This window comes from Arenibacter sp. ARW7G5Y1 (assembly GCF_003201775.1).
Taxonomy (GTDB): Bacteria; Bacteroidota; Bacteroidia; order Flavobacteriales; family Flavobacteriaceae; genus Arenibacter.
Genome location: NZ_QJJZ01000018.1, coordinates 75892 through 90687 on the forward strand (window position 1 = coordinate 75892; position 14796 = coordinate 90687).

Sequence of the window (14796 nt, forward strand, 5' to 3'; positions counted from 1 at the left end):
TCATTAGGGAAAGGCCTCGTAACGGTAATCATGAGGAGGTGGTGCAAGTCATTGTTTCCGGTACCGTAACGGACGGGGACGGTACCCCCTTGCCAGGGGCCAATATTCTTGTGCAGGGCACTACTAATGGAACACAGGCTGATTTCGACGGTAATTTTTCAATTTCTGTGGAGGATGAAAATGCAATTTTGGTGGTTTCCTATATTGGTTTTACAACCCAAAAGATTACAATAGGCAAAAAGCGAACTTTTACAGTAACATTATTGCCAGATAGTACACATTTAGATGAAATTGTAGTTGTTGCGTACGGTTCTCAAAAAAGAGAAAATCTTACGGCAGCTGTAACAACTGTTAATTTGGATAATATAGATTCAAAACCAATAACGAATTTGGCTCAGGCGTTTGTCGGTATGGCTGCTGGTGTATCTGCGACGCAAGTAAGTTCTCAACCGGGTTCCAGTGGTTCGACTATTCTAATTAGGGGTCAGAATACTTTAGGTGATGCTAATAATACACCTTTAGTAGTTATTGATGGTGCCGTGGGAGGATCATTAGATGATATTAATCCAAGTGATGTTGCTTCAATTTCTATGTTAAAAGATGCGTCTTCTACAGCCATCTACGGTGCGCGGGCAGCTGCAGGGGTTATATTGATTACAACAAAAAGAGGAAAGGTAGGAAAGATATCTGTAAACTATGATGTTTATTCAGGTTGGGACGAAGCTACTGAATTGCCGAATGTAATTTCAAATTCAGAAACCTATATGCGATTAGTAAGAGAGCGCACTAACAATTATACAGTTCCTTCAGATGCTATAATACAAGAATTTATAGATGACGGTGGAGCAAACCCTGAATTATATCCAAATACAGATTGGTATGAAACGGTAATGGGAGGAAAGGCATTTATGCAATCCCATCGATTGAGTATTAACGGAGGTTCTGAAGAAGCTAGAGTTGCAGCATCAATAAATTATTTGGATCAAGATGGATTGGTTGAAAATACAGGAAATGAGAAAATTGGTTTTCGACTAAATTTTGATTCAAAAGTATCTGATAAAATTGCAGTAGGAATGAATATTTATGGAAACTATGCTAAAAGGACAAGTCCTGGAGGAAATATTCAAGATGTATTAAGTACAGTGAATTCTACTGTTCCATATATGGTTCCAATAAGTGCTGATGGTCGTTTTGGCTATGATGGATATACGAACTCAGGAAGTGGTAATGCTCTTTCAATCTTAAATAGCAGATTGAGTGTAAGGGAATCCAATGCATTTATCGGAAAAATGTTTGCTACTTATGATATTTTACCGAATTTAAAATTAACATCTTCAGTAACCGTTAATAATGATCAGATAAATACCCAATCAATTCAGAAAAAATTTCTGCGATACCACTTTATAGATGACAGTATAGATGTGGAAGGTGCAGCAAACAATACTTTTTCTCAGTCTGATTCACGCAATAGAATTATAACATTAAATACTATTTTGAATTATGACTTTGATATTGGTGATCAACATTTTATTTCTGTTTTAGGGGGTTATTCACAGGAAGAAAATAGATGGGATACATCTAGGGCCTCAGGTAATGATTTAATCGATGAAAGTATATTCGTGTTAGATGGGCCACAGGATCAAACTTCATTTCAAATAGGGGGAAATAAAACATTTGACAATTTGCGTTCATATTTCGGAAGGGTAAATTATAATTTTGATAGCAAATATCTTTTTGAAGCAAGTTTTAGATATGATGGTTCTTCAAAGTTCAGAAAAGACCTAAGATGGGGATTCTTCCCTTCAGTATCCGTGGGATGGAATATGCATCGGGAAAGTTTCTTGGAAAATGTAGATTTTATTTCGACTTTAAAACTGCGATCTTCGGTTGGAAAAGTAGGAAATAACCAAAGTTTAGGTTTGTACTCCTCTATTTCTACATTGAATTTTGGAGCAAATTATTCTTTTGATGAAGTAATTGAACCTGGAGTTTTTCTTTCAGAGTTAGCGAATCCACAGTTAGTTTGGGAGGAAACTACAACCTATGGTGTTGGAATGGACTTTGGTTTATTTAACAATAAAATTACTGGAGAAATTGATGTATTTAAAAGTAGGACTGATGGTATTCTAAGAAGAATTCAAGCTCCTTTGTTTGGAGGTATTATTACGGCACCATTCGAAAACCTTGCAATTGTTGATAACAAGGGTTATGAATTGGCACTTAATTATAGGAATAGCGAACATGCATTAAAGTTTTCAGCAGGTTTGACATTATCTCATTCAGAAAATAAAATTGTAGCCTTTAACGATGGGCAGGATCAAGAAATTTTCGGGAGTTATATTAACAAAGTAGGTTATCCCATAGGGTCTGTATATACTTATGAGTCAGAAGGAATTTTCAGAACTCAGAATCAGATTGATAACCATGCTTCACAACCACAAACACCACAAATTGGAGATTTAATATATAAAGATCAGTTAACGGTTGACACGAATAATGATGGTGTTTTTGATGCAGTTGATGGAATTATTAATTCGGATGATAGAAAGATTTTAGATCCACCTGCACCAAAAATTAATACTGGGTTAAATTTGATTTTTGAATATAAAGGTTTTGACTTCAATGTTTTATTGCAGGGTTCTTTAGGAAGCAGGGATTTTCTTACTGCGTCACCTGCTAGACCTTTTGCATTTCCAGGAGGACGTGGTGCTACAGGAAAGGAGTGGCTAAATGCTTATCATGAAACAAGAAATCCTGATTTGAATACCAATTTACCAAGATTAGATGAAACTTCTGGAAACTTTATAAATAGCACTTATTGGATGCATGATTTTAGTTTTCTTCGTTTTAAAACATTACAGATAGGATATAGATTACCTGAAAATGCAATAGGTCATATTGGCCTTTCAAAAGCAAGACTATATTTAAACGGACAAAACATGTTTACCATTGAAAATTTACCTCATTTTGATCCAGAAAGTGTAGGAAGAGTTTATCCACTAACAAAAACAATTACATTGGGACTTCAGTTAATGTTTTAATAACTATTTATATACTAAATATTATGAAAAAAATAATTTTGTTTATTGCGGTATTAATTGCAATAATAAGCACCTCATGTACAGACGATTTTTTAGAACAAGCGCCAATTAATCAACTATCATCTGAAAACTTTATACCAGATTTGGCATTGACAGGGGTGTATGATGGTTTGCAAATCATTAATGTTGCAGGAAGTTTTATGTGGCAAATGGGGCTATCTCCGCTTGCAACAAATAGGGTTCAACTCAATTTTGAAACAGGAGTTGGATTAGATCCCTCAAATGGCAAATTTGAAGAGATATGGCGGGATCATTATCGATTAATTTTTAAAGCTAATCTATTTATAGACAATGCTGTGCCTACTGAAAATTTTGAACAGGCTGAAATTAATAATTTTATAGGACAAGCTAAGTTTATTCGAGCTTATGCTTATAGTCAATTGGCCGCATTTTATGGGTCCGTTCCAATACATTTAAATTCTTCCACAACGGTTTCTGAGATGAGGCAAATCGCAAAAAGTACTAAAGCAGAAGTCATTGCACAAATATTAAAAGATTTGGATGAAGCAATTGCAATACTCCCTGATGTTGTGGAACATGGACGTGTATCCAAAGGAGCAGCAATGGCATTAAAAGCAAGAGTATTGCTAAGAGAAAATGATTATCCAAGTGTTCTTTCCATTACCGAAGATATAATTAATTCGGGTATCTATGGATTATTTGGTGAGACCTCTCCCGGAAGCACAAGCTTTGATACAGATGCTTATAAAAACTTATTTACGTTGGAGCATGATAACAATGAGGAGTCAGTTTTTGCTGTCCAGTATGTGGGACCTCTTCTTGGAGAAGGGCAACCTTTTGATAATGACGGCAGTTATAAAAGTGCGCGCGGAGGTAATATGTGGTTTTGGGCAACTAAATTTTTAGTAGATAATTATGAAAATATTGATGGGTCACCAGTGGGAACAGGTCCTTATCAAGAAATGCCAACTCCTGGTGATCCTAGGTTCCTTGGACGTGACCTTAGATTTGACGCAACCATTACGTACCCAGGAAAAACAATATATACAGGACAAGTTTGGGAACCGGGATTTAGAATTTATACAAGAGCAGAAACGAGATTTTTAATTACAAAATTTACAGCCGAAACAGATGATACTTCTATTGCAGGATCTTGGTTTCCTAATGGAGGAGATTCACCCGCAAATATAATGCTTATACGTTATGCTGATGTATTGTTAATGAATGCTGAAGCTAAAATTGAAACTGGTAATATTACAGATTCAGGAGCTAATTCAGCAATAAAAAGTATAAACAGAATCCGTGCTAGAGGTGGTCTTCAGCCAATTACAGCGACGACTCAAGAGGAATTAAGAACAGCTCTTCGCAAAGAAAGAATGATAGAATTTGCAGGAGAAGGATTGTTTATGTTTGATATCCGTCGATGGGGTATTGCGGATGTTGAAATGGAGAGAGATGTGGAAGATTTTGCAGGCAATGTAACGCCACACGGAACGCGTATATTTTCACCAAAACTTTTGGAATGGCCAATTCCTCAATTTGAAATTGACAATTCAGAAGGACTGGTTCAAAACCCATTGTGGGAATAAGGTTAATTTTTCAAATTGATTCTGATACTTGAGCTTCTTATATAAGACAATTCAAAAATATGGGAAGCTCATATTTCAATATAAGTGTAATATCTGTATTAATATTGTTAAAGATGAAAAGGGACTATGAGGATATTAATGCGTATTTAAATATCATCTAGGTAACACTGATTAATTTTAATCTACTTTATTCAAGAAAAGATTTTTTTTGATAGAGGTAGTAATGGTCAAACGAGAAAAAAATCTAGCGAATAATAACAAACTATAAGCCAATGGATGCCAAAGTTATAATTTTATTGATTTGGGGATTATTATTAAATGTTTATTGCTATGCACAACAGACTAAGAATCCTAAAGATCAGAAGCCCAATTTTATTTTTATTGTAGCTGATGACTTGGGATATGGCGATCTTGGATTTACCGGGAGCCATCAAATCAAAACACCAAATATTGACCGATTAGCTTATGAGGGTACATCCTTTACCAATGGGTATGTTTCTTCACCGGTATGCAGCCCATCTCGTGCAGGCTTTTTAACTGGACGTAATCAGGTCAGTTTCGGGCATGATAACAATATTGACGGTAGCCAACTAGGTTTTGATCCTGATTTCCTTGGGTTGCCCCTTTCTGAAAAAACAATAGCTGACAGGTTAAAACCAATGGGATATATATGTGGGTTGGTTGGTAAATGGCATTTAGGTGACAAACCTCAATTTCATCCCCTTAAAAGAGGTTTTGATGAGTTTTGGGGGTATACAGGAGGAGGACACAACTATTTTAATTCGGAACCGGATGGGGAAGGTTACCTTTCTCCTATTGAGTGCAACTATAAATCACCAGCCCCTATTACCTACCTTACAGATGATAAAGGGAAAGAATGTGTTGATTTTATTAGGAGACACAAAAACGAACCATTTTTTCTATTCGCTTCTTTTAATGCCCCACATAGCCCCATGCAAGCAACAGAGAAAGATCTAGCATTGTTTAGTCACATTAAGGATGAAAAAAGGCGGATATATTGTGCTATGGTCCATCGGCTTGATATAAATGTGGGAAGGATAATCGAGGCTATTAAAGAAGAGGGACTTGCTGAAAACACGCTTATCGCATTTATTAGTGACAACGGAGGGCCTAGGGGCAATGCTTCAGTTAATGCCCCGTTTAACGGACAAAAGGGGATTTTGTTGGAAGGGGGGGTCAGGGTGCCTTTTATTTTGAATTGGAAAGGGGTGGTTCCTTCTGGAAAGATTTATGCACACCCTGTAACATCCCTTGATTTTGCTCCTACTTTTGTTGAAACGGCAGGAGGAAGGGTCAGCAAAGAAGATAAAATGGATGGTGTAAATCTTATCCCATACATAAATGGTGAAAAATTAGGAGTGCCCCACCAGGAACTTAAATGGCGTTTTACCATTAGTGCAGCAATAAGGGATGGCGACTGGAAATTGGTGCGTCTACCTGACCGCTTGCCAATGCTTTACAATTTGAAAAATGATATTTCAGAGCAGCAGAATGTCGCTCTAAAGAATATTGAAATCACTCGTGATTTGTTGAAAAAACTGGGGAAATGGGATGTTGAACAGCCTCATCCTGTATTTCTTGAGGGAGCAATTTGGAAAGGTTTACAATTAGAGGAATACGACAAAGATTATCTATTGGTTCAACCCAAATAAAATAATGAAACATAAAATTATTTAAAGGCGGTCGAGTTTGAGTTTCTCTAATAAATTATTAGTAATCTGAAAATATGATTAATTATATAATAATTAAAATTAAATAACATTACGATGAATAATAAAATTATGTCCTTTGCAGTATTGTTTCGGTCGATAGTTTTGGTGTTAGCTATTAATATCAGTTGTACAAATAAGAATAATGAAGGAAAAGTAGCCAATAGTTTTAAAGTGTCTAAGCTCAGGCAATTTGAAGTAACAGATAATGAACCTGCCCAAAAATGGGAACATGCTTATCCTATTGGTAATGGACGACTGGGAGCTATGCCTTTTGGCGGGTTTCCCAATGAGCAAATCCTGCTAAATGAGGAAACAATTTGGCAAGGCCGTAATTCAATGCAGAACAGGACAGATTTGAATTTTATAGTTAAGGATGTTCGTGAGCTTCTCTGGGCAGGCAAATATGAAGAGGCTCAGAATATGATAAATAAAGATTTGTTAGTTCCCCGAATTACGCCAAGAGCTTTCCAACCCTTGGGTTATTTGAGATTAAATTATAAAACAACATTAGAAAATTCTGTCCCTAAAACTTACAGTCGAAAACTTTCAATGAATGATGCCCTGGCCGTATCAACCTATGAACTTAATGACGGAAACTCGATAAAGCAAGAGGTTTTTGTGTCACATCCGGACAACATAATTGCTATTAGGATTGAATCTAAGAATAAAGGAGCATTATCATTATCAATTGGCATGGATCGATTTGCCGATTTCACTACTGAACCAGTAAATGCGAACACTTTAGTTATGTGGGGACAGGCGCAAAATTCTAATTCCCAAAATAAATTGCAGGCTGAAGAAACTACCGGTAAGAACATGGGTACTCGTTTTCATGCAATGGCAAAGGTTATAACTGAAGAGGGTAAAACCGTAAATAGAAACAATGAGATCCTTGTAGAAGGAGCGAAAACCATTACTATTTTAATTTCTTCTTCCACTGATTATAATTATAATAATCCATTCTTGACACGGAGGCACGATCGTCTTAAAGCTTGTTTGAACACAATCATTGAAGCTGAAAAACATTCATATAAAGTTTTGAAAGACCGCCATATTAAAGATCATCAAGCCTATTTTGAAAGAGCAACGATTGACCTTGGAGAGACAGCTCCAGGTGTAAAGCAGATGACAACGTCTGAACGATTGAAATCTTTTAATAATGGGGGGAGTGACCCTGACTTATTGGAAGACCTTTTTCAAATGGGACGTTACATGCTGATCGCTTCTTCACGTAAAGGGACATTACCTCCAAACCTTACGGGTATTTGGAACGGTAATCCTAATCCGGCCAATCATTCGGATTGGCACACGAATATAAATGTACAACAAAACTTTTGGCATGCTGAATTAACAAATCTTTCTGATTTACATGAACCATTTATTTCCCTGATTAACGATATTCGGTTGGGGCAGGGAAAGCAGCTCGCGGAGAAACTAGGATGCCGCGGATTTCTAATCACGCACGCAACACATGCATGGAAAGAAGCCGCATTCTCAGGGCATTCGTTTTGGGGAATGTGGCCAATGGGAGGAGCTTGGTCGGTGTCCCATGTGATGGAGCATTACAGGTTTACTAATGATAAAGACTACCTTTCAAATATGGCATATCCAATCTTAAGAGATAATGTATTGTTTTGTTTAGATTGGCTTGTGGAAAACCCACAAACAGGAAAACTTGTGTCCGGACCATCCGCTTCACCCGAGAACGGCTTTTATGTTGACGGTAGTGAAGAGATAATTAACGCTTGTATGGGCCCTACGGTAGACCAAATGATTATATACGAATCATTTACTGATTTTCTTGAAGCATCAGAAATTCTCAAAGTTAATAATGAGCTAACAGCCCAAATAACTGAAGCTAGGGAAAAACTTGCAAAACCCCAGATTGGCTTAGATGGTAGAATTATGGAATGGGACAAAGAATATAGAGAATGGAAAGTTAATCACCGCCATTATTCGCATTTATATAGCCTCTATCCCGGGTGTGAAATCATGCCCAACGAAACTCCTGCATTATTCGAAGCTGCACGAATAAGCGTACAGGTTCGTCAGACCAATGGTGGAGTTAGCCATGGATGGTCCAGAGGACACTTGCTGAATCTTTATGCACGCTTGTTGGAAGGAGAAAAAGCTTATGAGACATTACAATACCTAATGAAAAACAATACCTTACCAAACCTTATGCACACACAACCTCCCATATTTTTTGATGGCAACGGGGCTGGGACTGCGGGAATGGTAGAAATGTTGTTGCAAAGCCATGGAAAGGAAAACATATTGCAATTGCTTCCGGCGTTACCAAAAGGTTGGCAAACTGGTTCATTTGAAGGCTTGTGTGCACGAGGTGCATTTGAAATAGACTTAAAATGGAAAGAAGGAAAACCTCTTGAAGCTATTGTGCTTTCAAAATCGCACAATCAGATTAAAATAAAAGAGTTCCCTGAAATGAAAATTAGTGTCAGTAGCAATGGGAAAGCTGTTAAAGTGAAGCGTAATATCAAGAAGGGGTACGTCTACTTCGACACGGTAAAGGGGCAATATTACCATCTTCAATTCAAATAAAAACTTATTTTAATTTTATCTTATACCAAGCAATTATTTGTAATCAATTATGTTTAAAAATGAAAAAAATTAAACTAATTTTTGTTGTCTGTGTGGCTATGACAAATTTATTAATGGCTCAGACTCATAAAAAATTTGTGGACAAGCAATTCTTTAATGGGGAAAATCTTACAGATTGGTCCGGAGATGATGGTTACTGGACTTTAAAAAGAAAGACCATTGTAGGGTTTTCTAGTAGGGAAATCCCTTCAAATGAATTTATATGGTCGAATGTAGAAGTAAAAGACTTTTATTTAATGTTAGAGGTAAAACTTGACCCAGAGAATCGTAATGCAGGTATTCAATTTCGTTCAAAACAAATCGGAGAACATGGTGAAGCATATGGTTATCAAGCAGATATTGGAAAGGGATTATGGGGGAAGATTTATCATGAAAATGGTCGTAAAAAACTTGCTTGGGGAGATAAATGTCAAAAGGTCGTAAAGCGAGATAAGTGGAATCGTTATGAAATTCTAGCGGTTGGTGATCGGATTTGGACTGCTGTAAATGGAGAATTATGTTCTGCGATAAAAGATCCTAATGGCGAACGTTCAGGGTACATTGCATTGCAAATACACTCGGGTCCGCCAGTTAAAGTAAGTTATAGAAAGTTAAAACTGATACATAATCCAGAGATCGTTCTGGCAGGTTTAAACGAGAAACAACTAAATAGTAATCTGATTTTAATAGACGGAGTGCAAATCAAAAAACAATAACAATCGGCAATGTCAATAATAAAATAAAGACATTAGCATAATACCTCATTCAAAAAGGATAAATCAATCGGATAATGTAAGGTAGTTAAACAAGTTAGGTTAAAATAAAAAAAATAGAATGAAACTATTCTATAAAAAGGACTTGTAGAATTAAAATATAACCTATAAAGAAAACAGCAAATATGGATAAAGTTTTTGGCTCAGAACCCGGTATAAATATAGGTTCAATTGATATTGTGGTTATTGCGGTATATCTTGTTTTGATCGTCGGTATTGGCATATGGGTTTCGGTAAATGGCCAAAGAAAATATGTGGATAAATCCTATTTTTTGGCTGGCGGGAAACTTACTTGGCCTCTAATAGGACTGGCTTTGTTCTCGACCAATATATCTACCATTCATATTATTGGTTTCGCACAGGAAGGATATGAAAATGGTTTAGCTTATGGCAATTTTGAATGGATGGCGGCATTTTCACTTATTGCTCTTTCTCTCTTTTTTGCGCCTTTGTATTTCCGTTCTAAAATAGCAACATTACCCGATTTTCTTGAAAAACGTTATGGTAAGGGCCCGAGGAACTGGCTGGCTGTGGTATCAATTGTTTCGGCCATCGTGATACATATTGGATTCACACTTTATACTGGTGCTGTTGTACTGGAGGGTTTGTTTGGAATTCCAATCATGACCAGCATAATTGTTACTGCAATTCTAACCGGTATCTATACCATTGTTGGAGGTTTAATGGCCGTGGTTGTCACAGAGTCCCTGCAAACCGTTGTTTTACTTATTGGATCTGTTATTCTAACTACAATTGCTTATGATAAAATTGGAGGTTGGAAAGGCTTATCAGCCAATGTGGACCCAATGATGCTAACAGTAATGCGTCCCTCGGGGGATGCATCTAATTTGCCTTGGTATTCGGTGTTACTGGGTTATCCTGTAATAGGACTCTGGTATTGGTGTGCGGATCAAACTATTGTGCAAAGAGTCTTGGGAGCTAAAAATGAAATGCATGCGCGTATTGGACCACTCTTTGCGGGGTTTATAAAGATAATCCCTGTATTTATTTTTATTTTGCCCGGGGTAATTTGTCTAGGACTGGTAAATCAAGGAAAGCTACCACAACTCACAGATACCAAAAACACCTATGATTTTATGATTCGTGAATTATTACCTACGGGATTGGTTGGTGTTATGGCAGCAGCCTTGCTTGCAGCGCTCATGAGTACAGTTTCAGGCGCATTAAATTCAATAGCAACTCTTTTTAGTTTTGATATTTATAAAAGATGGAAGCCGGACACTTCCGACAGTAAATTGGTAAACATAGGTAGGTTGGCAACCATGGTCGCGATGGTGCTCGCTATACTATGGTCTCCATTAGTAGGTAAGTTTCCAACTTTATATCAGGGGATCAATACCATAATATCTTATTTAGCGCCACCGATAACAACAGTTTTTGTTTTTGGAGTATTCTGGAGAAAAGCTTCAACGCAGGGGGCTATGATGACACTGGTACTTGGGTCCATAATGGGGCTTATGGTATTCTTACTTGACTGGTTTAAACAAATTACAGATTGGGACGTACCTTTTTTATTATCGGCATTCTACTTATTCATATTTTGTTCATTCATTATGATAATGGTATCATTGGTTAAACCTCATGTACATACCGTTGATAGTGAAAACTTGATCTGGGCTAGCCCTTTAGAGTCATTGAAAGGAGATGCTTGGAGAGGGATAGGAGATTTTAAAGTATTGGCACTGGTGCTATTTATAGTTATAGTTTTATTATACATTCTATTCAGTTGAAATTATTCTTAGAGTACCGAAAAGCATGTTAACATTCAGCCCATAATATATATAGGGCTACTTGAATAGTTCGGTTAGTTTTGTACTTTGAAACTCGGAATTAGTTCAATTATAAGAGCACCAATGATTCGGCAGAAAATTTAATGAAAACTTCAAAGTGTTAAGCACGAAAATTAATGGCTTAAGAGATGTTGAAATTGATTTGTTTAGGCTTACTAAATTATAGGCCTAATTTAGATCATTCTCCAAAAATATTCCTTGATTCTTTTAAACCGGATAAAAATTATAAAAAGTTGGAAGTATAACTGGGTCTGCTAGGGTGAACAGAAATTTTGTATAATTTACAATGGATCAATTTATATGGAGGTGTCAACTCTCTTTGTTACCATAGAATCAAAGCTCAAATTAAATATTCATATTTTTTGCTTAAATGAAATGTAATTAAATATAATGGTAGAGAGATATTACTTATATTAGTGTAATTAATCACGATTTACAAAACAAACCGGAATATTCAAATTATTAAGATTTTGTGTTAGGAAACCACCATTTCATTGGCCTCATCCAAAACGTGGTTGGTGAAACTTCGTAAATAGATCTGGGTCGTTTTAAGGGAATTGTGGCCAAGTCCTTCACTGATAATCTCTGTGGGTATTCCCATATATTTGGCTATGGTGGCCCAGGAATGGCGGATGGTGTAAGTGGAGAAATTCTCTTCTATTCCGGCATCCTTGGCAATGGTCTTGAGGTGGCCGTTCATTCTTCGTCTGAGGGTCTTGTATTTTTCATAATGTTTTGTGCTGCCATCATAATTTGCCGGGAACAAGTAATCGTCCTTTGCCTTGCCCGCGGTATAATAGCCCAATATTTCTGACAGTTCTTCAGTTATGCGGACGGATAGCTGGTCACCGGTCTTACTTCGGCCATAAAATATGCGGTCTTGGTGTATGTCGCTTGTCTTTAGTTTTACCAGATCAACAAAATTCATTCCCCTACAGTTGAACATGACCAGGGCATAATTTTTGGCGTGCCATACGGGGCTGCCCGTAATATAGTATACATCCCTAATTTTTATAAAATCCGCTTTTTCGATGGCCTTTTTTTTGGTTCGTCTGGAGGTTGGTATTTTGTAATGGTCGAATGGATTTTTTTTCGTGTAAAATCGGTCTTCCCTAATAGCGCTGTTATATAACGCCCTTATGGCCCTCAAATAGCAACTTACCCCGTTTTTGGAGTTGCCTTTCGCCTCTTGTGCAATCTGGAAATTGGTCAAAAAGGTCACGGTTATCTGGTTTAGTCGTAGGTCTTTCCCCTTATTAAATTTGGTGAGAGTCCTAATGGCGCCTTCATACCAAGATGCAGTACTAGGTTTGTTGGACATTAGTTTTCTGTCTATGATCACTTTTCCCCACTCCCTCAAGGTGATACCGTTATCAACATCATCGCGAATTTTCGTATCCACTTTTTTGTCCCAAGCTTGGTGTATGTACTGGACTAATGTGTCGATATCGATGGAGTTGATGCTGCCACCCATGTCGGTGATAAGTTTGTGGGCTGTTTGCAGTTGGTCATATATTTTTTCGTTGGCCTTGTCACAATCTATGTGGCTATTTTTGTAAGCAGACTTTTTCATACGCATAAATCTATCATCCCATCCTGATCTGGGACAATGATAAGGTAGACGAATGATTCTTGCTTTTTTATGAAATAGTCGGATGGCTACTGGGTAAAGTCCATTGTTCGAACTTTTTGCCGATTTTCTGGTATCCAATATCAACCTGACTTTTGCCATTTTCTTCTTATTTTTACCTAAATTTAGGAAAAAATAATGCTCACTTTGTGCACACTTTTTTTTGAAATCATATGATATTGTATGATATGGAATTTTATTAAAAGAGTTTAACTAACTGTAAATAAATAATTTATATATTTTTTGATTGCTTTTAAAACTCGAAATCAAAGTCTTACAAGCAGGGGGTCACTGGTTCGAACCCAGTAGGGCCCACAGTAACAAAGATAAGGCTTCCAAGAAATTGGGAGCCTTTTTTGTTTTGCCAAAAATTTGAAAAAGGCTTACTTTATGGATCAAGAACAATTTCTGGGTATTTGGATATTTATGCAAATAGTTGAGTTAATCTAAATAGTAAGAATTCTGTATTTCTAACGCCCCTGAACTGTATCTTCAAAGGGTGATGATTTATCGACACTATGTTAGTGTGGATGGAATAAAGAAACGGCCTATTTTTAATTTACTTAATTGGTTATTATTGTTTTTTATAGGTTTTCGTAAATCTTCGATTTCGTATTAATTAAGTGGTTTTCATATTGGACGCTGGGGCCGTGGAAAGTGCGTAGATTTAAAGAAATTTAAAATCAGCCTAGCCATGGCTACAGCTGGCTCCTCCTAACCAAGGTACACCGTACCTTGGTTATTCGGCCCTGGTCGTTTTTTATTCATCGGCTGGTCTATTGATTTTTAATGGTATTCATGAATGCTACGCATTTGGGCGATGCAATAAATGAACAGGACACAAACTTAAAATAGTAAATTATATTTTTTTGTAATTCACAAACAACTTTTGGGATTGATCCGTTGTCCATGCTAAACAGACAATACTTGTTTTGTGCGATTCATCTGGGTTTTAAAGTTTATTATATGGTATAAAATAGTCAGTTTTGGGTTAAATATAGAATACTTTTGAATTGAAAATTTATAATATTTGTTTCGGCATTGTACTCATGGTGCAGCCAGTGTTTGTTCAGGGATGTACTGGGAATATTTTTTGGTAGCTGTTTTATATGTGTCTCCAAATATATGTATATGAACTGTTTAAAGTGTAAATTAGTGTTTTGTGGCACTCATGGTTATTAGATAGTAAACGTTAATGGTATGTTCTGGGTTTGGGATAAGGTCACGGTTATAATGTTGTCTATTGGTTCAGGATGTTTATGAAATTACTATCTCTTCAAAATAGACTACTCGTATCAATAATGGATAAGTGGTATGGAGGTCAAATTGAAAATATTCACCTGTGAATCATTTTAGTGCTATACAGTTGAAATCAAGTTAAAATGAAAATCGTAATAGCCCCTGATTCTTTTAAGGAGTGTTTATCGGCCCAAGAAGTGGCTGCCAATATAGCTGTGGGAATCAGAAAGGTAGCTCCGAATGCCGAAATCTTCGAAATCCCTATTTCCGATGGTGGTGAAGGCGTACTTGAAGCTCTTTTGAACGGGGTTGGCGGCCAACGAATTGCGATTTCCGTTTTGGATCCCCTGATGAGGCC

8 protein-coding genes are annotated in these 14796 nt (G+C 36.8%); 7 read left to right on the forward strand and 1 reads right to left on the reverse strand.

Annotated elements, in window-relative coordinates:
* The 6 genes from C7972_RS20310 to C7972_RS20335 all read left to right on the forward strand — a co-directional run.
* Positions 1-3041 (forward strand): TonB-dependent receptor (locus C7972_RS20310; RefSeq protein ID WP_146216361.1); only part of this gene is annotated, 3041 nt, incomplete at its 5' end.
* Between the two features lie 23 nt (positions 3042-3064).
* The gene (locus C7972_RS20315; RefSeq protein WP_110358003.1) at positions 3065-4651 is read left to right on the forward strand and encodes a RagB/SusD family nutrient uptake outer membrane protein; all 1587 of its coding nucleotides are present in this window, start codon (positions 3065-3067) and stop codon (positions 4649-4651) included.
* A 272-nt stretch (positions 4652-4923) separates the two neighbouring features.
* A complete protein-coding gene (locus tag C7972_RS20320) occupies positions 4924-6324 on the forward strand; it encodes a sulfatase-like hydrolase/transferase (RefSeq protein ID WP_110358004.1) in 1401 nt (466 codons plus the stop codon).
* Positions 6325-6438: 114 nt separating this feature from the next.
* Positions 6439-8946, forward strand: a complete 2508-nt coding sequence (locus C7972_RS20325; RefSeq protein WP_110358005.1) for a glycoside hydrolase N-terminal domain-containing protein — start codon at positions 6439-6441, stop codon at positions 8944-8946.
* Positions 8947-9005: 59 nt separating this feature from the next.
* Complete coding sequence (locus tag C7972_RS20330) at positions 9006-9701, forward strand: DUF1080 domain-containing protein (RefSeq protein ID WP_110358006.1); 696 nt, start codon at positions 9006-9008, stop codon at positions 9699-9701.
* 182 nt (positions 9702-9883) lie between these two features.
* Entirely contained in the window at positions 9884-11509 is a 1626-nt protein-coding gene (locus C7972_RS20335; RefSeq protein ID WP_110358007.1) for a sodium:solute symporter, read from the forward strand.
* A gap of 535 nt (positions 11510-12044) precedes the next feature.
* Here the strand turns inward: C7972_RS20335 and C7972_RS20340 are convergent.
* Positions 12045-13301, reverse strand: coding sequence for a site-specific integrase (locus C7972_RS20340; protein ID WP_110358008.1), 1257 nt, complete (start codon positions 13299-13301; stop codon positions 12045-12047).
* A 1280-nt stretch (positions 13302-14581) separates the two neighbouring features.
* On the opposite strand from C7972_RS20340, the gene C7972_RS20345 reads away from it, so the two are divergent.
* Positions 14582-14796 (forward strand): glycerate kinase (locus C7972_RS20345; RefSeq protein WP_146216362.1); only part of this gene is annotated, 215 nt, incomplete at its 3' end.